19 protein-coding genes and 2 pseudogenes are annotated in these 22,026 nt (G+C 72.0%); 5 read left to right on the forward strand and 16 right to left on the reverse strand.

Annotated elements, in window-relative coordinates; translation table 11 throughout:
• Positions 1-70 precede the first annotated feature (70 nt).
• From M8J73_RS31440 to M8J73_RS31455, 4 genes are all read right to left on the reverse strand, one after another.
• The gene (locus tag M8J73_RS31440) at positions 71-1,918 is read right to left on the reverse strand and encodes an acetyl/propionyl/methylcrotonyl-CoA carboxylase subunit alpha (protein ID WP_249829365.1); all 1,848 of its coding nucleotides are present in this window, start codon (positions 1,916-1,918) and stop codon (positions 71-73) included.
• Between the two features lie 8 nt (positions 1,919-1,926).
• Positions 1,927-3,525 (reverse strand): acyl-CoA carboxylase subunit beta, encoded by a 1,599-nt coding sequence (locus M8J73_RS31445; protein ID WP_055542811.1) that lies wholly within the window; start codon positions 3,523-3,525, stop codon positions 1,927-1,929.
• Between the two features lie 139 nt (positions 3,526-3,664).
• Positions 3,665-5,344, reverse strand: a complete 1,680-nt coding sequence (locus M8J73_RS31450) for an acyclic terpene utilization AtuA family protein (RefSeq protein ID WP_055542812.1) — start codon at positions 5,342-5,344, stop codon at positions 3,665-3,667.
• Positions 5,341-6,135, reverse strand: coding sequence for a TIGR03084 family metal-binding protein (locus M8J73_RS31455; RefSeq protein WP_055542813.1), 795 nt, complete (start codon positions 6,133-6,135; stop codon positions 5,341-5,343). The genes M8J73_RS31450 and M8J73_RS31455 overlap by 4 nt, the downstream gene beginning before the upstream one ends.
• Positions 6,136-6,323: 188 nt before the next feature.
• Between M8J73_RS31455 and M8J73_RS31460 the strand changes: the two genes are divergently transcribed.
• Positions 6,324-7,319, forward strand: coding sequence for an EamA family transporter (locus tag M8J73_RS31460; protein WP_249829366.1), 996 nt, complete (start codon positions 6,324-6,326; stop codon positions 7,317-7,319).
• Positions 7,320-7,390: 71 nt separating this feature from the next.
• Here the strand turns inward: M8J73_RS31460 and M8J73_RS31465 are convergent, their stop codons facing one another.
• Positions 7,391-7,855: a GNAT family N-acetyltransferase gene (locus M8J73_RS31465; RefSeq protein WP_055540994.1), complete on the reverse strand. Its 465-nt coding sequence runs from the start codon at positions 7,853-7,855 to the stop codon at positions 7,391-7,393.
• Between the two features lie 242 nt (positions 7,856-8,097).
• Between M8J73_RS31465 and M8J73_RS31470 the strand changes: the two genes are divergently transcribed.
• Positions 8,098-8,946, forward strand: a complete 849-nt coding sequence (locus M8J73_RS31470) for an alpha/beta fold hydrolase (protein WP_055541000.1) — start codon at positions 8,098-8,100, stop codon at positions 8,944-8,946.
• Between the two features lie 94 nt (positions 8,947-9,040).
• Here the strand turns inward: M8J73_RS31470 and M8J73_RS31475 are convergent, their stop codons facing one another.
• On the reverse strand, positions 9,041-9,982 hold the full coding sequence (locus M8J73_RS31475; protein ID WP_055540995.1) for a hypothetical protein: 942 nt from the start codon (positions 9,980-9,982) through the stop codon (positions 9,041-9,043).
• 130 nt (positions 9,983-10,112) lie between these two features.
• Between M8J73_RS31475 and M8J73_RS31480 the strand changes: the two genes are divergently transcribed.
• Positions 10,113-10,496, forward strand: coding sequence for a hypothetical protein (locus M8J73_RS31480; protein WP_055519884.1), 384 nt, complete (start codon positions 10,113-10,115; stop codon positions 10,494-10,496).
• Positions 10,497-10,685: 189 nt separating this feature from the next.
• Here the strand turns inward: M8J73_RS31480 and M8J73_RS31485 are convergent, their stop codons facing one another.
• The 3 genes from M8J73_RS31485 to M8J73_RS31495 all read right to left on the reverse strand — a co-directional run bounded on the left by M8J73_RS31485 (position 10,686) and on the right by M8J73_RS31495 (position 12,730).
• Positions 10,686-11,162 (reverse strand): hypothetical protein, encoded by a 477-nt coding sequence (locus M8J73_RS31485; RefSeq protein ID WP_055540996.1) that lies wholly within the window; start codon positions 11,160-11,162, stop codon positions 10,686-10,688.
• Between the two features lie 291 nt (positions 11,163-11,453).
• Entirely contained in the window at positions 11,454-12,233 is a 780-nt protein-coding gene (locus M8J73_RS31490) for a GntR family transcriptional regulator (RefSeq protein WP_055540997.1), read from the reverse strand.
• Positions 12,230-12,730, reverse strand: a complete 501-nt coding sequence (locus M8J73_RS31495) for a UTRA domain-containing protein (RefSeq protein ID WP_372504049.1) — start codon at positions 12,728-12,730, stop codon at positions 12,230-12,232. The genes M8J73_RS31490 and M8J73_RS31495 overlap by 4 nt, the downstream gene beginning before the upstream one ends.
• Before the next feature lie 576 nt (positions 12,731-13,306).
• Here M8J73_RS31495 and M8J73_RS31500 point away from each other — a divergent pair.
• Positions 13,307-13,618 carry a hypothetical protein gene (locus M8J73_RS31500; protein ID WP_055540998.1) on the forward strand — a complete coding sequence of 104 codons (312 nt, stop codon included), beginning with the start codon at positions 13,307-13,309 and terminating at the stop codon, positions 13,616-13,618.
• 168 nt (positions 13,619-13,786) lie between these two features.
• Here the strand turns inward: M8J73_RS31500 and M8J73_RS31505 are convergent.
• The 4 genes and pseudogenes from M8J73_RS31505 to M8J73_RS31520 form a co-directional block, all read right to left on the reverse strand.
• Positions 13,787-14,182, reverse strand: a pseudogene (locus M8J73_RS31505) (NUDIX domain-containing protein); the annotation flags it as partial.
• A gap of 2 nt (positions 14,183-14,184) precedes the next feature.
• Positions 14,185-14,356, reverse strand: a pseudogene (locus tag M8J73_RS31510) (XRE family transcriptional regulator); the annotation flags it as partial.
• A 48-nt stretch (positions 14,357-14,404) separates the two neighbouring features.
• Positions 14,405-15,040: a hypothetical protein gene (locus M8J73_RS31515; RefSeq protein WP_055540999.1), complete on the reverse strand. Its 636-nt coding sequence runs from the start codon at positions 15,038-15,040 to the stop codon at positions 14,405-14,407.
• Between the two features lie 158 nt (positions 15,041-15,198).
• Positions 15,199-16,287: a pentapeptide repeat-containing protein gene (locus tag M8J73_RS31520; protein WP_249829367.1), complete on the reverse strand. Its 1,089-nt coding sequence runs from the start codon at positions 16,285-16,287 to the stop codon at positions 15,199-15,201.
• Between the two features lie 309 nt (positions 16,288-16,596).
• Between M8J73_RS31520 and M8J73_RS31525 the strand changes: the two genes are divergently transcribed.
• Complete coding sequence (locus M8J73_RS31525; RefSeq protein ID WP_055538546.1) at positions 16,597-16,968, forward strand: DUF952 domain-containing protein; 372 nt, start codon at positions 16,597-16,599, stop codon at positions 16,966-16,968.
• Between the two features lie 65 nt (positions 16,969-17,033).
• On the opposite strand, the gene M8J73_RS31530 is transcribed toward M8J73_RS31525, so the two are convergent.
• The 3 genes from M8J73_RS31530 to M8J73_RS31540 form a co-directional block, all read right to left on the reverse strand.
• The gene (locus M8J73_RS31530) at positions 17,034-17,447 is read right to left on the reverse strand and encodes a hypothetical protein (protein WP_055538547.1); all 414 of its coding nucleotides are present in this window, start codon (positions 17,445-17,447) and stop codon (positions 17,034-17,036) included.
• Between the two features lie 164 nt (positions 17,448-17,611).
• Entirely contained in the window at positions 17,612-18,382 is a 771-nt protein-coding gene (locus tag M8J73_RS31535) for a metallophosphoesterase family protein (protein ID WP_055538548.1), read from the reverse strand.
• A 10-nt stretch (positions 18,383-18,392) separates the two neighbouring features.
• Entirely contained in the window at positions 18,393-21,758 is a 3,366-nt protein-coding gene (locus M8J73_RS31540; RefSeq protein WP_249829368.1) for an FAD-binding and (Fe-S)-binding domain-containing protein, read from the reverse strand.
• Positions 21,759-22,026 lie beyond the last annotated feature (268 nt).

Consider the following 22,026-nt stretch of genomic DNA (forward strand, 5'->3'; position numbering starts at 1 on the left):
GGAGGGTGCGGGTGGTCGGGGTTGGTCGCGCTCACGCGGCGGAGCCGCATATCGAAACAGCCCCGCGCCCCTACGTCGGCTGCACCACCGCCAGCAACATGCCGGGCTCCACCTGTTGTCCGGCCACCACGTGCAAGGCCGTCAGGGTTCCCGGCGCCGGTGCGGTGATCTTGTGTTCCATCTTCATTGCCTCCAGCCAGAGCAGGGGTTGGCCCGCCTCGACCGGGGTGCCCGGTTTGGCGTTGTCGGCGAGGCGGACGACCGTGCCGGGCATGGGGGCCAGGAGGGAGCCGGCGGCCTGGGTGGTGGTGGGGTCGGGGAAGCGGGGCAGGGCCCTCAGCTCGGTGGTGTTGACGTAGCGGGTGTCGCCGTAGCGCGTCACCTCGTACGTCCTGCGGATGCCGTCGGTTTCGAGGACGACCCGGTCGGCGTCGGCGTGGACGACGGTCACGCCGTCGGCGTCGAGGCCCGTCCTGGTGTGGCGGTACGTCACCTCGTGCTCCTCACCGGCCAGTTCGTAGCGCCTGGTGTGGGGGCGGGAGGGCAGGTTGCGCCAGCCGCCGAAGCGGGGGTCTCCGTGGGCGCGCGCGTCGGCGAGGGCGGCGGCCAGGGGGGCGTGCGGGTCGGGGGCCGGGGCGGTGAGGCGGGGCAGGTGGCGGTCGTAGAAGGCCGTGGTCATGCGGGCCGTCGTGAACTCGTCGTGCCGCAGGGAGTGGATCAGCAGGGCCCGATTGGTGGTGGGGCCGTGGATCGTGGTGCGGTCCAGGGCGCCGGCGAGCTTGCGGAGGGCCTCGGCACGGGTGGGGGCGTGGGCGACGACCTTGGCGATCATCGGGTCGTAGTGGACGCCGATCTCGTCGCCGTCGGTGTACCCGGTGTCGAGGCGGACGTCGTCCGGGACGGTCAGGCGGTGCAGGGTGCCGGTCCGGGGGGTCCAGCCGGTGGCGGGGTCCTCGGCGTAGAGGCGGGCCTCGACGGCGTGGCCGTACGGGGCCGGGGGTTCGGGCGGCAGGGCGGCGCCCTCGGCGACGCGGAGCTGTTCGGCGACCAGGTCCAGGCCGAACACGGCTTCCGTCACCGGGTGTTCGACCTGGAGGCGGGTGTTCATCTCCAGGAAGTGGGCGCGGCCGTCGGCGACGAGGAACTCGACGGTGCCGGCACCGACGTAGGAGACGGCGTGCGCGGCGCGTACGGCGAGGGTGCGCAGTTCGGCTTCGAGGTGCGCCGGGAGGCCGGGGGCGGGGGCCTCCTCGATGACCTTCTGGTGGCGGCGTTGCAGGGAGCAGTCGCGCGTGCCGAGGGCCCAGACGGTGCCGTGGGTGTCGGCGAGAATCTGCACCTCGACGTGGCGGCCGACCTCGACGTACGGCTCGATGAACACCTCGCCGTCGCCGAAGGCGCTCGTGGCCTCGGCGCGGGCGGCCTCCAGGGCGGCGTCGAGGTCGTCGAGGCGGCGGACGACGCGCATGCCGCGGCCGCCGCCACCCGCGGCGGCCTTCACCAGGACCGGGAGGTCGGCCTCGGTGACCTCGGTCAGGGGCGCGAGGCCCATGAGCTGTTTGGCGCGGGTCTTCGACGCCATCGCCTCGATCGCCTCGGGGGGCGGGCCGATCCAGGTGAGGCCGGCGTCGAGGACGGCGCGGGCGAAGTCGGCGTTCTCGGAGAGGAAGCCGTAACCGGGGTGGACGGCGTCGGCGCCGGCGGCGAGGGCGGCCTTCACGACCAGGTCGCCGCGCAGGTAGGTGTCGGCGGGGGCCGCGCCCGGGAGGCGTACCGCCTGGTCGGCGACGCGTGTGTGCAGGGCGGTGGCGTCGGCGTCGGAGTGCACGGCGACGGTGCGGATGCCCAGCTCACGGCAGGTGCGGAAGATCCGGCAGGCGATCTCGCCGCGGTTGGCGACGAGCACTGAAGTGATCACGTGGTCCCTCACATCCGGAAGACGCCGAAGCCGCCGCGGGCGCCCTCGTAGGGGGCGGTGTGGATGGCCGACAGACACAGGCCGAGGACGGTGCGGGTGTCGCGCGGGTCGATGACGCCGTCGTCGTACAGCCGCCCCGACAGGAACATGGGCAGCGACTCGGACTCGATCTGCTGCTCCACCATGGCGCGCAGCGCGGCGTCCGCGTCCTCGTCGTACGGGTGGCCCTTGGCGGCGGCCGACTGGCGGGCGACGATCGACAGGACGCCCGCGAGCTGCTGCGGGCCCATGACGGCGGACTTGGCGCTGGGCCAGGCGAAGAGGAAGCGGGGGTCGTAGGCGCGGCCGCACATGCCGTAGTGGCCGGCGCCGTAGGAGGCGCCCAACAGGACCGACAGGTGCGGGACCTTCGAGTTGCTGACCGCGTTGATCATCATCGCGCCGTGCTTGATGATGCCGCCCTGCTCGTACTCCTTGCCGACCATGTAGCCGGTGGTGTTGTGGAGGAAGAGCAGCGGGATGTCGCGCTGGTTGGCGAGCTGGATGAACTGGGCGGCCTTCTGCGACTCCGCGCTGAACAGGACCCCTTGGGCGTTGGCGAGGATGCCGACGGGATAGCCGTGGAGGGTGGCCCAGCCGGTGGTGAGGCTGGGGCCGTAGAGGGGCTTGAACTCGTCGAAGTCGGAGGCGTCGACGATCCGGGCGATGACCTCGCGGGGGTCGAAGGGCACCTTCGGGTCGGCCGGGACGATGCCCAGCAGGTCCTCCGCGTCGTACTTCGGGGGCTCAGCGGGTCCGGGGTCGGGGTGGGCCTTGCGGTGGTTGAGGCGGGCGACGACACGGCGGGCCTGGCGCAGGGCGTCGTGCTCGTCGACGGCGAACTGGTCGGCGAGGCCCGACACGCGCGCGTGCATCTCGGCACCGCCGAGGGACTCGTCGTCGCTCTCCTCGCCGGTGGCCATCTTCACCAGCGGCGGGCCGCCGAGGAACACCTTGGCCCGCTCCTTGACCATGATCACGTGGTCGGACATGCCGGGGACGTAGGCGCCGCCGGCGGTGGAGTTGCCGAAGACGACGGCGACGGTGGGGATGCCGGCGGCGGACAGCCGGGTGAGATCGCGGAAGACGGCGCCGCCCGGGATGAAGATCTCCTTCTGCGAGGGCAGGTCGGCACCGCCGGACTCGACGAGGCTGATGCAGGGCAGCCGGTTGGCGAGGGCGATGTCGTTGGCGCGCAGGGCCTTCTTCAGGGACCAGGGGTTGGAGGCGCCGCCGCGTACGGTCGGGTCGTTGGCGGTGATCAGGCATTCCACGCCCTCGACGACACCGATGCCGGTGACGAGGGAGGCGCCCACCGTGTAGTCGCTGCCCCAGGCGGCCAGCGGGGACAGCTCCAGGAAGGGGGTGTCCGGGTCGAGGAGCAGTTCGACGCGTTCGCGGGCGAGCAGCTTGCCCCGCCCCCGGTGGCGGGCGACGTACTTCTCGCCGCCGCCCGCGAGGGCCTTGGCGTGCTCGGCGTCGAGTTCGGCGAGCTTGGCGAGCATCGCCTCGCGGTTCGCGGTGTGGTCGGGGCCGCCCGGGTCGAGGGCGGAGGCGAGAACGGTCATCGGTGCGCCTCCGGCGGTGCGGGGCGGACGTCCTGCCGGGTGGCAGGCTCCGGCGGGGCGACAGGCTCCGGCGTGGCGGACGGTGACGTCGGGTCCGGCGAGGCGGGGTGGACCTCCGGCGGGGCGGGGCGGCGGACGGTCACAGGAGTACCTCCGGGATGTCCAGGTGGCGGGAGCGGAGCCATTCGCCGAGGGCCTTGGCCTGCGGGTCGAAGCGGTGCTGGGAGGCGACGCCCGCGCCGAGGATGCCCTCGACGACGAAGTTCAGGGCGCGCAGCCCGGGCAGCGGGTGGCGGGTGACGGGCAGGTCGGCGGTCTCCGGGAGGAGGGCGCGCAGCCGGTCGGTGGTGAGGGTGTGGGCGAGCCACCGCCAGGCGTCGTCGCCGCGGGCCCACAGCCCGATGTTGGCGTTGCCGCCCTTGTCGCCGCTGCGGGCCCCGGCGACCAGCCCGAGGGGCGCGCGCCGGGTCGGCAGGCCGGCCGGCAGCGGCTGGGGCAGGGGCGGTTCGTCGACGGGGCGCGGTACGAGGGTGTCGTGCGGCGGGGGTACGGGGATCCGGCGGCCGTCGTGGAGGACGGCGGTGTGCGCCACGGCCCCCTGGTCGACGTACTCGGCGTCGAAGACCCCGTACGGGGCGCCCTTCCCCGGCGGTTGCGGGACATGGAAGCCGGGGTAGCTGGCGAGGGCCAGTTCGATGGCGGCCCCGCTGAAGGCGCGGCCCACGGCCTCCGGGTCCGGGTCCCGTACGACGAGGCGGAGCAGCGCGCTGGCGGTCTCCTCGGTGGGGGCGTCGGGACGGTCGGTCCGCGCCAGCTCCCAACGCACTTCCTTGGGCGGCGACTTGGCGAGGGCGTCCGTCATCTGAGCCTTGACGACGGCGGCCTTCGCCTCGATGTCGAGGCCGGTCAGGACGAAGACGACCTCGTTGCGGAAGCCGCCGAGCCGGTTGAGTCCGACCTTGAGGGTGGGGGGCGGTGCCTCGCCGCGTACGCCCTGGACACGCACCCGGTCGGGGCCTTCCTGGGTGAGCCGCACGGTGTCGAGGCGGGCGGTGACGTCGGGTCCGGCGTAGCGGGCACCGGGCGTCTCGTACAGCAGTTGGGCGGTGACGGTGCCGGTGTCGACGAAGCCGCCGGTGCCGGGGTGTTTGGTGATGACGCAGCTGCCGTCCTCGTGGAGTTCGGCGAGCGGGAAGCCGGGGCGGCGGATGTCGCCGTCGGCGAAGAAGGCGTAGTTGCCGCCGGTGGCCTGGGTCCCGCACTCCAGCACGTGCCCGGCGACGACGGCGCCCGCGAGACGGTCGTACTCCCCCGGTCCCCAGCCGAAGTGGGCGGCGGCGGGCCCGGTGACCAGGGCGGCGTCGGTGACGCGGCCGGTGACGACGACGTCCGCGCCCTCCCGCAGACAGGCCGCGATGCCGAAGCCGCCGAGGTAGGCGTGCGCGGCGAGGCTGCCGGGGTGCCGGGCGGTGAGGTCGTCGCCCTCGACGTGCGCGACCCGCACGGGGAGGCCGAGCCGGTCGGCGAGCGCCCGTACGGCGTCGGCGAGTCCGGCGGGGTTGAGGCCGCCCGCGTTGGTGACGATACGGACGCCGCGCTCGTGGGCGAGGCCCAGACATTCCTCCAGCTGGCGCAGGAACGTGCGCGCGTACCCGGCGGTGGGGTCCTTCAGCCGGTCGCGGCCGAGGATGAGCATGGTCAGCTCGGCGAGGTAGTCGCCGGTGAGGACGTCGAGGTCGCCGCCGGTGAGCATCTCGCGCAGGGCGTCGAAGCGGTCGCCGTAGAAACCGGAGGCGTTGCCGATACGCAGGACGGTCATCGCACCGCCTCCCCCGGCTCGCGGCCCGGCCCCGGCGGACCGGCGAAGGCCTGGGCGATATCCAGCCAGTGGTCGGCGTCGGCGCCCTCGGCGCGCAGGGCGAGGTCGGCGCGGTGGGCGCGCTGGGTGACCAGGAGGCAGAAGTCGAGCGCGGGGCCGGTGACCCGCTCGGCGGCGTCCTCGGGGCCGTACGCCCACAACGCGCCGGAGGGGGCGGTGAGTTCGACGCGGAACTCCTCGAAGGGCGGGGTCAGGAAGTGGACCCCGAAGGAGAAGTCGCGGGTGCGGACGCCGAGCCGGGCGACATGGCGGAGCCGGTCGGTGGGGACCCGGTTCACGCCCAGGGTGTCGGCGACGTCCTGGCCGTGGGCCCAGGTCTCCATCAGCCGCGCGCTCGCCATCGACGCGGTCGACATGGGCGGCCCGAACCACGGGAACCGCACGCCGTCGGGGGCGGCCCGCAGCGCGTCCTCCAGGGCCGTGCGCCCCGCCCGCCAGTCCGCGAGGAGCCGGTCCGGCGCTTTGTCCGCGCCCTCCTCGGCGCCGTTGTCCACGAAGTCGCCGGGCTGCGTCAGCGCGTTCTCCACCTCGCGGGCGAACGCCTGCTGATCGGTGACGGCGAGCAGCGCGGCACGGTCGGTCCAGGCGAGATGGGCGATCTGGTGGGCGATCGTCCAGCGCGGCGCGGGGGTCGCGAGCGCCCACCGTTCCACGGGCAACGCGGCGACGAGGGCGTCGAGTTCATCGCTCTCGGCACGGAGGTCGTCGATGACGGGCGTCGGGTCGGCCATGGGGGGAGGATGGCAGGGCGCCCATAAACAAGCAAGCATGCTTGCATTTTTAGTCCGAGGGGGGCGGGGTACCCAGGGAACGCGTAAGCCTCAAAAAGATTTACACCCCTGTCTCAGTCCACTAGCCTGGACCGTGCAGTCATCCACATTGAACGCACCCTCTACTCCCCCGCTCCTGGACGGCTCCCGTGACACCTCCTCGTGCTGACCGGCCCGCACCCACCCCTCCGGTGTCGACCGCCCCGTCTCCCACCTCCTCCACCTCCTCCCCTGCTTCCCGTCACTCCGCCCGGACCCGGGGTCTCGGTGCGCTCGGGCCCGTCGGGCTGGTGCTGGCCGGTGGGGTGTCGGTGCAGTTCGGTGGGGCGCTGGCGGTGAGCCTGATGCCTCGGGCGGGGGCGCTCGGCGTGGTGACGCTGCGGCTGGCGGTGGCCGCGCTCGTGCTGCTCGTGGTGTGCCGGCCCCGGCTGCGCGGGCACTCGCGCGCCGACTGGGGCACCGTCGTGGCCTTCGGCATCACCATGGCCGCGATGAACGGCCTCTTCTACCAGTCCCTCGCCCGCATCCCCCTCGGCCCCGCCGTCACCCTGGAGGTGCTGGGCCCGCTGACCCTGTCCGTCGTCGCGTCCCGCCGCGCGGTGAACCTCGTATGGGCCGGACTCGCCCTGTGCGGCGTCTTCCTCCTCGGCGGCGGGGGCGGCGGCTTCGGCGACCTCGACCCGGTCGGTGTGGCGTTCGCGCTGTCCGCCGGGGCGATGTGGGCGGCGTACATCGTCTTCAGCGCCCGTACGGGCCGGCGGTTCCCGCAGGCCGACGGGCTGGCGCTCGCCATGGTCGTCGCGGCGGTGCTGTTCCTGCCGCTCGGGGTGGTGGAGTCGGGGGCCCGGCTCCTCGCTCCGACGACCCTCGCGCTGGGCGCCGCGGTCGCCGTCCTGTCCTCCGTCCTCCCCTACACCCTGGAACTCCTCGCGCTGCGCCGCCTGCCGTCCTCCACGTTCGCCGTCCTCATGAGCCTGGAGCCCGCGCTCGCGGCAGCCGCCGGTTTCCTCATCCTCGACCAGACCCTGTCCGCGACGGAGTCCCTCGCGATCGCGCTGGTCATCGGCGCAAGCATGGGGGCGGTGCGGACGCAGGTGGGGCGGGGTAAGGCGAAGGGGGTGACGGCGGGCTCAGGGGCGGGATGACGTCCTCGCCGCCTGCATGCGCTGCCATGCCCTGCCATTTCCTGCCATGCCTTGCGCGGACATGCGCCTGATCACACACCGGGGTCGCGGAGGCCGACGGCGTCATGCCGCCAGAACGGCTCCGCGTAGACCAGCGTCCCCGTCATCCACGGCTCGTACTCCGGGAGCCTGAGGACCTGGAAGGCGCCATCCGGGATGCGCAGGGACGGCCTACGGAAGCCCAACCCGCCACCGGCCGCGAAACCGAAACGCGTGTAGTAGCGGGGATCACCCTCCAACCAGACGAGAGGGACCGCCCGTTCGGCGAGGATCCTCAGTCCGTGCCGGACCAGCGCCGAGCCGATGCCGTGCCCGTGGAGCGGTGGCACCACGGCCAGCGGACTGAGGACGTGCACGTCGACCAGCCGCCGGGGAGCGTCGAGCAGGCCGCGGGTGAACATGACATGCCCGACGACCTGTCCGTCGTGCTCGGCGACCAGCGAGAGGCCGTCGTCGGCCGTAAGGGTGTCCCGCAGGGTGTCGACCAGGTCGGCCACGGCCGGGCCATGGTCACCGAACGCCCCAGATGAACGGCCCGCACGGCCTGGCTGTCGCTCGGACGCTCTTCGCGGAGATCCATTCCCGGAGGGTAGGCACCCCTGAGGGTGTGTCTCACCTGGTTTCCCACCGAGGGCCGAAGCGGCCGGAAAACCCGCGCCGCGAACGGCCGGAACGGCCTTAGGTTGGACGTGGCCCCGCCGGTCCGGGTGAGGGCGAGTCGTCGGACGGGGGTGGCGTGGTGCCGGAGGTCGAGTTGTCGGCCGGGACGATCGACTATCAGGACACCGGCGGGGACGGGCCCGTGCTCGTGTTCGGCCATGGTCTGCCGATGACCGGGACGCAGTGGCGCAAGGTCGTCCCGCTCCTGGACGGTTACCGCTGCGTCCTGCCCACGCTGCCGCTCGGCGGCCACAGTCGGCCGATGAGACCCGACGCCGACCTGTCCCACCGCGGCGTCGCCCGGCTGCTGGGCGAGTTCATGGAGCGGCTGGGCCTGGACGACGTGACGCTCGTCCTCAACGACTGGGGCGGCGGCCAGTTCCTGGTGACGGAGGAGCGGGGCGACAGGGTCGGGCGGCTCGTACTGGTCGCCTGCGAGGCGTTCGACAACTTCCCGCCCGGCCCCGCCAAGGCCGTGGCCAGGGTCTGCAAGGTACCCGGCGGCGTCCGGCTGCTGACCCGTCTGATGCGAGTCCCCGCGTTCCGGGACAACCCCCGCGGATACGGCGGGATGAGCCTGCGAGGCATCCCGGACGAGATCCTCGCCGAGTGGTTCGGCCCCGCGACCCGCAGCCGGGCCATCCGGCGGGACTTCGCCAAGTTCGCCACGTCGGCGCCCGGCCGGGCTGTCCTGCTGGAGTGGAGCGAGGAGCTGCGGCGCTTCGAGCGACCCGTCCTGGTCGTGTGGGCCACGGAGGACCGTCTGATGCCGCGCGAGCACGGCCCCCGTCTGGCCGCGCTCTACCCGAAGGGCCGGCTGATCGAGATCGAGGACTCCTCCACGCTCGTACCCGAGGACCAGCCGGAACAGCTCGCCGAGGCGATCAGGGACTTCGTCGAGGAGACCGGGGCGGGGAACGACGCTTGAGCGCCGACTTCGGCTTCGGCTTCGGCTTCGGCTTCGGCTGGCCGAGGGCATGCTGACGCGCGGGTTTCATCGGGCCGGCTTTCATGAATCGGCGTCACCATCGTGCGCGCAGCACGCCGTCGCTGTCGGGTAGAACGGCTTGGAGCAGGGGACTGCGTTCGTCGGTGTAGAGGGGCAGAGCACGGGCCGCTCGCGCGTCGCCTACCAGGGCAGCGAGCTCCTGGTACTCGGTCTCATCGACGACCACGTCTCTGATCGTTCCTTCCTTCGTCTCCCAGACCAACTCAATGTGCCATTCGGACGGCAGCGCGGTCAGGACCGCGCCGACGTCGGGTTGCAGGTCGGGCCAGACGGTCAGCAGAGCGCGCGGGCCGAGACCGGCGCGCACCGCGTTGAGGTTTTCCGTGGTGAGACGGTGCCAGCGTGTGGCGTTGACGACGAGGGTCTCCTCCAGGAGCAGGCCATGCCGTGCCGCCAACTCGATGCGCACCAACGCCCAGAAGCCTTCGTCGGCGGCCTCTGTCACCTCTGGTTCCGCGGCGTAGGGGGAAGTCTCTACCGGTTCCGCGAAGAGGCCGAGTTCCCGCGTACGGGCCACGGCGTCCGTGCAGGGCTGGTCGCTGCCCACGTACACGTACTGGTCCCATCCGACGTGCACGGCGAAAACGTCTCCCGCCTCCAGTCGGCACCAGGCGCCCTGCTCACGGAGCATGACGCGGATCAGCTCCAGGGCCACCGCGAGGGAGACCTCGGCCCCGTCGTGGTAACCGGTGAGGTCAGCCGGGAAGAGCCCGCTGAGACCGTGCCCCTCGACCGCCGGCTGGGCACCGAGGTCGACGAGCCCGGCGACAGAGGGCTCACGGATCTCCAGCCGGTCAATGCCCGCAGCTTCCGCGAACGCGGAGATCGCCTCCAGATACGCGGCCTCGACCAGACCGTGGTCGCTGACCGTCGCCTCGGCGCCCCGGTAGCTGCCGTGTTCATCACGGTCGGCGGGGTCATACTTCGTGATCCGGTGAACGAAGGCAGGCGGCACGCTACTCCTGGACAGGGTGGAAGGTAGCGTCAGCGTAGGTGCCGGGCCGAACTCGCAGTCGCTGATCTCGCTGCACAGCCCGACAGGTTCAGTGCTCAGTCACAGTGTGCGATGCCGTTAGATTGCACGGATGATCGTCCGATGCCACCAAATCATCAGCCCCACGACCGGCAAGGTGGTGCCGGAGCACCCGGGCATCCAGGTGGGGGCGGACTACCCGGTACTGGAGATCATCACCTCGGCGAAACGCGTGCTGCTGCGCATCCCTGAGTGGTTCGACACCAGCACCGACCTGGACAGCCCCGGATTGTGGGACGCGGCGATGTTCACCGTCGTCAGCGAGCGGATGCCGAGTTGCTGGGTGGCCGCCTTGGAGGGCGGATCCCTGACGCTGGCGCCCCCGGAGTGGCAGCGTCCCGGCTTCTGGGAGGACTACTTCGATGATGAGCCGGGGGCGATCGCCCAGTATGCCCGGAGACGAGCGGAGATCATCGCTCAGGCGAAGCGAAAGTAGCGGCCGCCCTCGGATGGCGGGCAAGCTCACAACGCGCCGGTCGACTGGCCGAAGGGCCGACCACGCGTGGCCCGCCAGCTGTATGGCCTATGCCGAAGCGGCGGCCGACCTCAGGGAAGCCGAGCTGCCCACCCCGAAGCGTGACTTAGGGAAAATCCCCTGACATCCGAGTCGGCCGACGGCCTTCGGTCAGGAGCGAAATGTCTGCAGGATTTCCAAGTAGGTTCGCCCTGTGTCGGTGATGGTGAAGTGCTCTCTGACATCACCGGTGTCGCCCATGCCGGAGATGGACTTACCTGGCTTGCGCGCGATCAGACCAACTCCGGCCAGACGTCGTAGTTCGGCGTCCAAGTGGGGGCGGGTATAGCCGCGGTCGTAGGGCAGGGGGGTGTCGTCTGCGAGGTGCTGCAAGTGGCGCAGTTCTTCGGCGGGAATGAGGTGCTCGAAGAGGAACTTCATGCGGCCGATCTCGTCCTGCTGACTGCCCTGGGTTCGTCTGATCTCGCGCAGCACGAACCCGCCAGCAGCGGTATCCACGCTCGTCAGGATGGTCGACATCCAGGGGATCAAGACGAGCAGGAGCAGCGCGACGGCGGTGATGTCCACCCGCTGCGGAGCAAACAGTTTGAGCACCAGCACCATGAGGGCTGCAGCGGAGATCATCATGCGGGTAGGCAGGTCGCGTGACGGCGGTTGTTCGGGCACTGTGCCTCCGCTGCGATCGAGGATCGAGGATGCCAACGCGTCTGCGTTCAGGGTGGTTGGGCTGGGCCACTGCGGCAAGACGGCGGTGTCACATCGGGGTAGAGGACGCCCCGGATCCAGTCCTGACGTGCCCAGCCGGACCCAACCCGCCGTCCGGTCCTGGGTTCCCGGGGTCGGTGCCAAGGACCTTCTCCCGCACACGCGGCCGGGTCATCAGTCGAATCCGGGGGAACGTCGGGCGAAAGCGACCTCTCACTCAGGCGTGAACTCGTACTGCAGCTCATAGAGATGGCCGGCCTTCACCAGAACCGTCACCTCGATGACGCGTTCGTGATCGCTGTGAACCACACGAAGAGTACGCAGCACCGGAAGGCTGGTAGGGAGGTTCAGCGCTTCGTACTGTCTCTGGGTGGGCACCCGGGCGGACACGCGGTCGACACTGAGGCGAGGCGGATAGCCAAGTTCGGCCAGGAGCGTGGGACTTCCACCTGGGATCTTCCGACGGCCCGTCAAGGGCGTGCCCCGGGCGATGTCCAGCGGATAGTACGACTCCACGAGTTCGACCGGCTCACCGTCGATGAACAGGATCTGGCTGCGGAGCAGCGCCAGACCGTCCTCCGGGAGGCCGAGCACCGTGCGCACGTCCGCCGGTGGCCGACGCTCGCCCACGTCCAGGAGGGTGCTGCGTGCGCTCGCGCCGGACCTGGCCGCCTCGGCGAGCCAGCGATACGGCTCTCCGGGCGAAGCCGGGGCCATGAAGGAGGCGGGTCGCACGGTCCGCTGCCGGTGCTCCCGAACAGTGACCGCGGCACCTGCCCGCCCTACCACCAGACGTTCGTCCTTGAGCAACTGCAGTGCCTTCTGCACCGTGGCGTTGGACGCGTCGAAGCGGGCCTTCAGGTGGGCCGTGGAAGGGAGGCTGCTTCCCGGGGGGATTTCTCCGCTCATGATCTCGTCGCGCAGGTCGGCGGCAATGCGTTCATGCAGCGAGCGGCGGTCGGGGCTTTCGGGCTGGGCCTTGGGCACGGTCATTCCATCCTGATCTCGTATCGGAGCCGCTGCCGTCGCCCCGGCATCACCATGCAGTCGATCTGGATCGGTTGATCGTCGCGGTCCAAGGTGAGCCGGGTCAGCCGCAGGACCGGCTCCCCGGGCGCGGTCTGCAAGGCCTTCCGTTCTTCCTCGTCCGGCATGTCCGCGACGACATCCTCACGTACGAGAGCGCCGACGTGTCCGAGTTGGGCGAGCAGCGTCACGGCTCCGCCCCGGATCTTGGCGGTTCCGGCCAGAGCGGTGCCGCGGGCGATGGAGGTCGGATAGTAGGTGTCCGTGAGCTCGTTCGGCTGATCGTCGAGAAGGATGACACGACGGCGCACGACGACCGGCTCTCGCTCCGGCAGCCCGAACAGCCTCGCAACCTCGGCGGGTGCGGGAGCCTCACCGGCGTACACGATTCGCTGCGTGCCCCGGCGGCCCTGCACGGCCGCATCAGCGGCCCACGCGTCACCCTGCCCGTTCTCACTCGGCATCAGGTAAGGCATCGAGGCGCTGACCCACCTGCTCGTGCCCAAAGGAGCCCTCCTGGACCACTCGTGTGCGAACTTGCTGCTTCACACGGTAAGCGACACAGCGATTCACCCTGGAAACCTCTCACCACTATTCGCGAATAGCGATAAGGTTTGCCGCGTCGCGTTCCTCTCGGGACCGGTTGGGGTTCTGCGTGCAGGCCCCAACAGACAGACCCCCGCGACGGGTGCAAGCCGTCCGGGGGCATGGCCATCAACCGACATGGACGGAGCTGATGACATGACCGACCTTATCCGTGCTCTCATCGCGTGGATGAGCGCCCTCGGCAGACCTCACGGCAAACACCGTGCACGTTCCCTGCCCACGATTCCGGTGCCCGTCCCACCAGCGACGCCAGACGCTGCACTACCCGCCCATCGCAGCCCATACAGCCTCCACGGTCTGCTCGACGGCACCGCCACTGTCGCCGTACGCCCGTACGTCACCGTCTGCGAACAGCAACGCCGACAACCGGCCATGGCCTCCGTCGGCCTGAACGTGTCCTGCCCGCGCCGGACGCACGGGACGGATGTCACCTGGTGAGCGCCGCCGCAGACGAGGAAGCATCGGACCCACCACGCGTCGCCCGCCTGCTGCCCTGGTCCGGCCCTGAGAAGAAGCCTTGCTACGTCATTACCGATGATCAGGGTGGACCGGTATCACGGCTTGCGGACGCCGTGGAATCCATCCAACTCGGTATGGGTGCCGAGCTTCTGGGCCATGCCCACGAGCTGTTGCCGGACGCCCCCAGGGGGGAGCTCCGTTTCATCGCGGAGAGATTGGCGGAGGCCCTCGGCGACGCGCTACGGGTGGCCGAGAGCCGTGGGCAGCGGCTGGGGCAGCTCGACTGACAGAGCGGCGCGAGGCCGGGATGCCAGAGAAGTCGAAGGTTCGCCGGTACCGGCAACCGCGTCTACCTTCCGCTGGCTGACTGACCTGTGCAAACGAGGCGGACCGGCGGCATTCCGGGGGAGTCGTCGGTCAGCCTTCGTCGCTCTGCGGGATGATCTTCAGACATCGCGATCCAGCTCGCCTGGAGAGACGAACCGTAGCTCCGTCGACTCGTCGGAGATCGCCAGGTCTCCGCTGACGATCCGCGCGGTGAAGCAGACGTTGAACTGCCCGCACACCTCGCCATCCGAGTAGGCGATGATGTGCCTTTTGTCGATGTATGTGCCGACCAGACCCGTGACCTTCACCTCCAAGCCGGTCTCTTCTTTGACCTCATGGACGGCCGTGCCGGGGAGGGAGACGGTGAGGTCCATGCCCCCGCCGGGAAGGGCCCACAGATCGTTGTCGCGTCGGCGCTGGAGCAGGATGCGGCCCTGCTCGTCGGTGACGACGGCCGAAGCTGCGACCACCATGCTGTTCGGTTCGGGCGCGTTCGGGTCGTCGTAGTACTCGGTTCGTGCCATGGTCACCCCTTGTGGCGTACGGGCGTCCCCGTGGACCACACCGCGTCGAAGCTCTCGGCGTAGGTGTCGAACATTCCGCCTTCCCCGCTTCGCCGAAGATGCCACTCCGGGGCCCCCTACGCGTTGACGCCCCCAGACGTGGGCATTGACCAGCACCTGATCACCGGCCCGATGGCGCGGGCACCCTCTGCGGCGCCCGCGCCCGGTGACGGCACCCCGTGGTTACGGTCGGGGCGTCGTGCCGGCGGTCGTCCCGGCTGCTCCCGCCTCCGCGCCGGACGGCGCGAAGTGCACCGGGATGTACTGGTCGTACAGCCGTACGTTCGTCGCGGCGAAGTCGGCGCGGGTGACGACGGCGCAGCGCACGGTCCGGCCGCAGACCTTCCCGTCCGCGATCTCGGGCCGCAGGTTGAGCGTGGTCCTGAACCCGCCGCCGTCCTCGTACGGGAGGGTGACGCCCGGCGTGCCCACCCCGGTGTCGGTGATGCGACGCGAGGAACCGTCCTGGGCCTCACGGCCGCCGAGGCACGGGCCGGGGAGGGTGGTGTACGTCGACGGGTCGCCGACCTCGACGCCGTCCGGGATCACGCAGAAGGCGAGGAGGATGCCCTGGGTGCGGTTGTACCCGGCACCCCTGACGTGGACGGTGCCGCCGGTGGCGGGCAGCACGACCGGCGTGGCCTTCAGCCGCAGCCGGAAGGTGTCGCCGTCGGCAGTGGTGACGGTCCGCTGCGCCTTGCCCGTCAGGGGGGTGGCGCTCGCGGTGCCCGCCGCCGGCAGTAACGCGGCGAGCCCGGCGGCGACGACGGCGAGGGTGCCGCGCAGCAGGGAACGGGCAGGAGGAGTGGGGGGTTTCATGGCGGCGGAGGTCGTCCTCTCACTTATGGGTTCCGTGTGAACTCCTTGATCGCCATGCATAGGACACGACTGATCAGTAGGCAATGCCCACCAAAGTGATTCACACGTCAACCACCGAACCGCTACGACAGCCCCGGCCGCCCCGCCGGGTCAGCCGGTCACGGCAGTGAGCGCAGGGGTGGGTACTGGTGGGTGATGCCCGGCGGCTGGAGGAGGGGCGAGGGCTCGGGCCCCGGGTCCTCCGTGGGGACGACGCCGGCGGTGGCGGGGTCGAAGGCGGGGGGCCAGCGGGTGTGTTCGCTGGTGAGGGCGCCTGTCAACCGGGCCTCGTGGAGATCGGCGGCGCTGAGGTCGGCGCCGCGCAGATCGGCCAGACGAAGGTCGGCGCCGCGGAGGACGGTGCCGGACGCGTCGGCCTTGCGGAGGTTCGCCTCGCGGAGGTCGGCCTCGGTGAAGTCGGCGTCCCGCAGGTCGGTCTCGACCAGTTTCGCGCCCCGCAGATCGGCCCCGACGAGACGCGCCCTGCGCACGATCGCCGTCGTGAGGTCCGCGTGCCGCAAGTTCACGGAGACCAGGGAGGACTGGGTGAGGTTCGCGTGGTAGAGCCCCGCGCCCTCCATGCAGGACCGGTCGAGGTTGACCTCGGGCAGCCACAGTCCGTCGCAGTCGGCCCGCCGCAGGTCGGTGACGCCGAGGTTGAGCCACGACTGCTCCCTGGGGTGCAGCAGCAGCACTCCCAGTCCCGTCAGGGCCACCTGGGCATCGGCCATCCGGACCTCCAGGGGGGCCACGTCGTTGATGTGCGCCTCCGCCCCCGGTGCCGTCCCCGGTACCGTCTCCGGATCCGCGGGCGGCCACGGCAGATGCGTACGCAGATACGCGGCCAGGATGGACAGGATCGCCTCGCGGTCCCTCGCCGAGTGCTCCGCTATCCGCCACAGCGCATGCAGCCCGCCGATGCGCACGTCCGTCTTGTCGCTGCCGAGTTGGTCGATCGCCCGGCTGAACCGGTCGGTGACGTAACCCTCCTGGGTCGCACGCAACCCGTCCTGGCTCACCCGCAGTTGACGCCAGGTCGCGTACGCGCCGAAGAGCACCACGAGTCCGCCGATCGCCTGGAGCAGGGTCGTGCGGACATCGCTCACGGCCTTCAGCCGATCCCGCGCGTCCACGCTCGCCCCGGCGAGATCGTGGTCGACGACCACGCCCGGCAGGAGGACCAGCAGCGCGCCGAGCGCGACGGACACGGCCGTTCCGATCAGGACGACGGCGATAACGCGTCCCCGGCCGGCCGCTGGACGTACCCCCGGCCGACCGCCTGCGTCCGGCACCCCGTTCCCCATGGACACGGGAGCCTAGGGCGGTGGCCGGTGGGCGATCAAGGTGGGGACCGGCCCGCCACGGCCGCCGTCGGGCGCCGAGCGCCGGGCGTCGGGCGTTGGGCGTCAGGCGTCGGGCGTCAGGCGTCGGGCGTCAGGCGTCGGGCGTTGGGCGTTGGGCGTCAGGCGTCAGGCATCAGGCGTCGGGCCTGCCGGGGTGTGCTGTATAACCGGCCCATGATCCACCACGTCGTATCCCCCGAGGCCTGGAACGCCCGGCCCGATCGGCCCTACGCTCCCGACACGCTCGGCGAGGACGGGTTCGTGCACTGTTCGCCGGACGAGGCGACGACCGTCGCGGTCGTCAACGCGTTCTACCGGGACGCCCCCAGGCCGTTGCACGTGCTCATGCTCGACGAGGAACGGCTCGACGCCCGCGTGGAGTTCGAGGCGGCGGCTCCTGCTCCGCCGCCCGGTGTCGGCGACGACGTCCTCTTCCCCCATGTCTTCGGACCGCTCAACCGGGACGCCGTGGTCGGCATCCAGGAGGTCGAGTGGGACGCGGAGGGGCGCGCCACCGGGCTCAGGGACGTCACGGACCTCGGCTGACGCGGACGGGCGGGCCTGGCGGACGGGCGGGCCTGGCGGCCGGGCGGGCCTGGCGGCCGGGTCGGCTACATGATCAGGAACGCGAACAGCCAGTACGTCGTGGTCAAGGCGATGCCCAGACGGATACGGCGGCGCCTCGACCAGGAGCGGACCAGCGGGCTCTTGTTCCACCCGTAGACGCATCCGGCCCAGATCACGGTCATGGCGAAGCCGGTGGGGCTGTGCGTCCAGGCCCAGGCCATCACGCCGATGATGGCGCCGCCGATGACATGCCCGATGACGTGCTCGGCGATCCGGTCCCGCTGCTCCTTTGGCAGCGTCGGCTCACGGACCCCTGCCGGCTCACGGACCTCTGCTGACTCACGTACGCCTGTCGGCTCACGGACGCCTGGTGGTTCCGTCGTCCCTTCCGGCCCCGTCGCTCCGTCCGCCGGCGCCGCCGCCCCGTCCGGCCCCGCCGCCCCGTCCTGCTGTTCCATGTGCCTCCGCCTGCCGCGAGCCCGGGGATGAACCACCTGAAGTCACCCCATGACCTCCCCTGTGGTGGGCGGCGCCGAACGGTCACCGGGCGGCGCGCTGGGGTGTACGGACGGAGTCCCCGCCGCACGCGCCCCCGCTCACGCGCCGCTTCTGACGTCCCCGTTCACACGCCGTCTCTGCCGTCCTTCGGGCCGAACACCGCCAGCGCCTCCCCGTCCGTCGTCCGGGCGTTGAGGTAGTGGTCGGCCCAGGCGGCAATGTCCTCGTAGCCGCACGCAGTGGTGAGGCGGGCGACGGCCGCGGGGATGTCGAACGAGGTCGTGCGGAGGTCGACGGAGGGGCCCAGCAGCGCCCAGTGTGCGCCGGGGCGGCCGTACGGCATGCCGACGCTGCCCGGGTTGACGATCAGGCGGCCCTCGGCGAGGCGGGTGTAGGGCATGTGCGTGTGGCCGCAGACGATCGTGCGGACCTCAGCGGGCACGTCCGCGAGGACCTCCGTCCAGCGGGCGGGGCGGGAATCGACCAGCACCACCTCCTCGTCGTCGCGGGGCGTCGCATGACAGAAGAGGGTGGGCCCGAGGCCCCGGACGGCCAGGGTGCGCGTCCTCGGCAGGGACGCGAGGAAGTCGACCTGCTCGTCGCTGAGCGCCTCCGCGGCGTACGGGCCGATCGGGTCGGGGATGGTGGCGCGGTCGCCCCGGCGGTACTCGACCAGTTCACGGTCCGCGTTCCCCCCGATCCACACCACCCGGTCGCCCTCCCCGCGCAACAGGTCCAGCACCTCGGCCGGTTGCGGGCCCGCCGTGATGTCACCGGTGAGCACGATCCGGTCCGCCGTACGCACGTCCGGCTCCGCCAGCACGGCCTCCAGGGCGGGGAGCACCCCGTGGATGTCCGACAGCACTGCCACGCGGTCCAGTTCCGGTGACCTCATCCCTCTCCCCTCATCCCTCTCCCCTCTTTCCCCGGTCCAGCCCTTCCGCCAGTACCTCCGCCAGGTGCGCACCCCGCCGTCCCGCCAGGTGCTCCAGCTGCGTCCGGCAGGAGAAGCCGTCCGCCAGGATCAGCGTGTCCTCCGTCGCCGCCCTCACCGCGGGGAGGAGTTGCTCCTCGGCGCAGGCGACGGACACCTCGTAGTGGCCCTTCTCGAAGCCGAAGTTGCCGGCCAGTCCGCAGCAACCGCCGCTGAGGTCGCCGGTGAGGCCGGCGGCCGCGCGGAGGCGGCGGTCGGGGGCGTCGCCCAGTACCGCGTGCTGGTGGCAGTGGGTCTGGCCGACCACCGGGCGGTCGAGCGCGGGCGGGGTCCAGCCGGGGGCGTACCGCTCCAGGGCCTCGGCGAACGTGACGACGGAGGCGGCCACCCTGGCCGCCCGCGGGTCGTCGTGGAGCAACTCGGGGAGGTCCGAGCGGAGGGTCGCCGCGCAGCTCGGTTCGAGGACGACGAGGGGCAGACCGGCCGGGGCGGGGTCGGTGCCCTCCTCCAGCGACGCCTCCGGGGCCGGGGAGGGGGAGGAGGCGAGGTACGGGTCCAGCAGGTCCAGCGTGCGGCGCAGCACCGAGCGGGCCTGGTCGAGCTGGCCCGTCGAGATGTACGTGAGGCTGCAGCAGGGCCTGCCCTGTCGCGACGTGGACGGGGTGCGGGCGAGTGGCCCTCGGGTGAGGTCGGCCCCCTGGCCCGCCTTTTTCCGCTTCAGCCAGGCCGGTTTCCGGCTCGTCCGGCGCGTCGGCGGCACGATCACCTTCAACCCGGCCGCCTCCAGCACGCGCAGCGCGGCCTTCCCCACGGACGGGGAGAGGTACTCGGTGAAGGTGTCGGTCCACAGCAACACGGTGGCCGGCGGCAGTCCGTACGCGTCGCCGTCCCCGTCGCGCCCACCGTCCTCGGCGCCTGCCGTTAGCCCGGCCTCGTCACCCGCCCCGAGCTTGGCCTCGTCACCCGCCCCGAGCCCGGCCTCGCGACCCGCCCGGGGCGTAGCCTCGCGACCCGCCCGGGGCTCGGCCTCGTGACCCGACCCGAGCATGGCCCCGTCGCCCGCCCGGGGCTTGGCCTCGTCACCCGCCCGAAGCCCGGCGCCATCGAGGCCGCCCGCCGCCAGTTCGTCGGAGCCCGGCGGACGGAGGACCTGTCTCGGCCCCCACCTCGGTCCCCGCTCCTTCGGACGGTCCCGCTCCAGCCACTCGACCCACTCGACACCCTCACCCGGCTCGACACCCTCGTCCAGCTCGTCCCCCTGATCCGGCCCGTCCCCCTCCCCGCCCCACCCCCGGTACCACCGTGAGAACGGCACCCGCGCCAGCCTCGGCAGGTCCCGTTCCCCCGTGATCCCTCCCAGCCGTTTCGCCAGGCCGGCCAAGGGGCGTACGCCGGCGAGGAGGTTGACGAGGCCGGCCGTGCGGGTGCGGGCGATCAGGTGGAGCCATACGGGCAGGCGGCCCATCGTGTAGTGGGCGGCGGGGCGGGGGCGGCCCGCGTAGTGGTGGTGGAGGAACTCCGCCTTGTACGTGGCCATGTCGACGCCGACGGGGCAGTCCGAACGGCAGCCCTTGCAGGACAGGCAGAGGTCCAGCGCGTCCCGTACCTCGGGCGAGCGCCAGCCGGCGGTGACGACCTCGCCGGCGAGCATCTCGTGCAGGAGACGGGCCCGGCCGCGCGTCGAGTGCTCCTCCTCGCCGGTCGCGCGGAAGGAGGGGCACATGACCGTGCCGGAGCCCGCGGCAGCCTCCGTCGTACGGCATTTGGCGACGCCCACGCAGCGTCGTACGGCCGCGGAGAAGTCGCCGCCGTCCTCCGGGTATCCGAACACCACCGGGACCGGGTCGCGGGGCAGCGGCGCGAAGCGCAGGTTGGTGTCGAGGGGGGCCGGGCGGACGAGCATGCCGGGGTTCAGGAGGTCGTCGGGGTCCCAGAGGGCCTTGGCGCGCTCGAACAGCGCGATCAGGTCGGGGCCGTACATCCTCGGCAGCAGTTCGGCCCGCGCCTGGCCGTCGCCGTGTTCCCCGGAGAGGGAGCCGCCGTGGGAGACCACCAGGTCGGCGAGGTCCTCCGAGAAGCGGCGGAAACGGGCGACGCCCGGCCCGGTGAGGAGGTCGAAGTCGATACGGACGTGGATGCAGCCGTCGCCGAAGTGGCCGTAGGGGGTGCCGCGCAGGTCGTGGGCGCGGAGGAGGCCCCGGAAGTCCCGGAGATACGTGCCGAGTCGGGCGGGCGGGACCGCGCAGTCCTCCCAGCCGGGCCAGGCCTCGCTGCCGTCGGGCATCCTCGTCGCCGTCCCGCTGGCGTCCTCGCGGACCCGCCACAGGGCACGCTGGGCGGCGGGCTCGGTGACCACCAGCGCGTCGGCCGCGTCCGCCGCGCGCACGATCGCGTCGGCGTGCGCCCGCGCCTCGGCGGCCGTGTCCCCGCCGGTCTCCACGAACAGCCACGCCCCGCCCGCCGGCAGCCCGGACGTGCCCGGGGGTACGAGGTCCGCCGCCATGCCCTCCACGGTCAGCGGGCCGTGCGGCAGCAGCGCGGGGGCCGCCTCGGCCGCCGCGCTCTCGTCGGCGTACCCGAGGACGGTGAGGGCACGCGCGCGGGGCGCCTCGACGAGGCGTACGACCGCCTCCGTGAGGACGCCGAGGGTGCCCTCGGAGCCGCAGAAGGCGCGGGCCACATCGGCGCCCCGCTCGGGGAGCAGGGTGTCGAGGGCGTACCCGGAGATGCGGCGGGGCAGGTCGGGGAAGCCGGTGCGCAGCAGCGCCAACTCCCCTTCCACCAGGGCCCGCAAGCCCTCCGGGGCGCCGGACCAGCGCTGCCCGAGGCGGCGGGCCCCGCCCCTGCCGTCGAGGACCGACAGCTCGCGCACGCTGTCGGCGGTGGTGCCCCAGGCCACCGAGTGGGAGCCGCAGGAGTTGTTGCCGATCATGCCGCCGAGGGTGCAGCGGCTGTGGGTGGAGGGGTCGGGGCCGAAGCGGAGGCCGTGCGGGGCGGCGGCGTCCTGGAGGCGGTCCAGGACCAGGCCCGGCTGGACGACGGCCGTGCGCGCCTCGGGGTCCAGGGCGAGCAGCCGGTTCATATGGCGGGTGAAGTCCAGGACGACGCCCGTGCCCGTGGCCTGGCCGGCGATCGACGTGCCGCCGCCGCGCGGCACGACCGGCACGCCGTGCTCCCGGCACACCGCCAGGACGGCCGCCACGTCGTCAGCGTCCCGGGGCGCGACCACGCCGAGCGGCACCCGACGGTAGTTGGACGCGTCCATGGTCATCAGCGCCCGCGCGGTCGCGTCGAACGCGACCTCGCCCCGCACGGCCGCCGTCAGCGCCGCCCGCATCCCGGCCGTCGCATCCGATCGCGCCGAGCGCCGCCCCGCCGTCGTCACGGACCTGGACGAGTGCCGCTCAGCCGTCGAGCGCGCCCCGGCCGCGGGCCGCTCCGCCGCCGGCCCGGACCGTGCCCCTGCTCGCGTCTCCCCTGGACCTTCCATCCCTCCAGCATGCATCCCACCACTGACAGTGACCACGCGGTGACGGCGGGGCGGTACCGGGGCGATGGCCGGATTCTGGGGAGCTAACCGGAAACCGCCCGACCCCGGTCACGAA

The organism is Streptomyces neyagawaensis (genome assembly GCF_023516595.1).
GTDB classification, from domain to species: domain Bacteria; phylum Actinomycetota; class Actinomycetes; order Streptomycetales; family Streptomycetaceae; genus Streptomyces; species Streptomyces neyagawaensis.

Coding starts and splice junctions, on each gene's coding strand:
- M8J73_RS31490 (WP_055540997.1), bottom strand. CDS start 12,233: ATGACCGTGCCCAAGGCCCAGCCCGAAAGCCCCGACCGCCGCTCGCTG.
- M8J73_RS31540 (WP_249829368.1), bottom strand. CDS start 21,758: ATGCGGGCGGCGCTGACGGCGGCCGTGCGGGGCGAGGTCGCGTTCGAC.
- M8J73_RS31535 (WP_055538548.1), bottom strand. CDS start 18,382: ATGAGGTCACCGGAACTGGACCGCGTGGCAGTGCTGTCGGACATCCAC.
- M8J73_RS31530 (WP_055538547.1), bottom strand. CDS start 17,447: ATGGAACAGCAGGACGGGGCGGCGGGGCCGGACGGGGCGGCGGCGCCG.
- M8J73_RS31450 (WP_055542812.1), bottom strand. CDS start 5,344: ATGACCGTCCTGCGTATCGGCAACGCCTCCGGTTTCTACGGCGACCGC.
- M8J73_RS31455 (WP_055542813.1), bottom strand. CDS start 6,135: ATGGCCGACCCGACGCCCGTCATCGACGACCTCCGTGCCGAGAGCGAT.
- M8J73_RS31480 (WP_055519884.1), top strand. CDS start 10,113: ATGATCGTCCGATGCCACCAAATCATCAGCCCCACGACCGGCAAGGTG.
- M8J73_RS31515 (WP_055540999.1), bottom strand. CDS start 15,040: ATGAAACCCCCCACTCCTCCTGCCCGTTCCCTGCTGCGCGGCACCCTC.
- M8J73_RS31495 (WP_372504049.1), bottom strand. CDS start 12,730: ATGCCGAGTGAGAACGGGCAGGGTGACGCGTGGGCCGCTGATGCGGCC.
- M8J73_RS31445 (WP_055542811.1), bottom strand. CDS start 3,525: ATGACCGTTCTCGCCTCCGCCCTCGACCCGGGCGGCCCCGACCACACC.
- M8J73_RS31485 (WP_055540996.1), bottom strand. CDS start 11,162: ATGATGATCTCCGCTGCAGCCCTCATGGTGCTGGTGCTCAAACTGTTT.
- M8J73_RS31525 (WP_055538546.1), top strand. CDS start 16,597: ATGATCCACCACGTCGTATCCCCCGAGGCCTGGAACGCCCGGCCCGAT.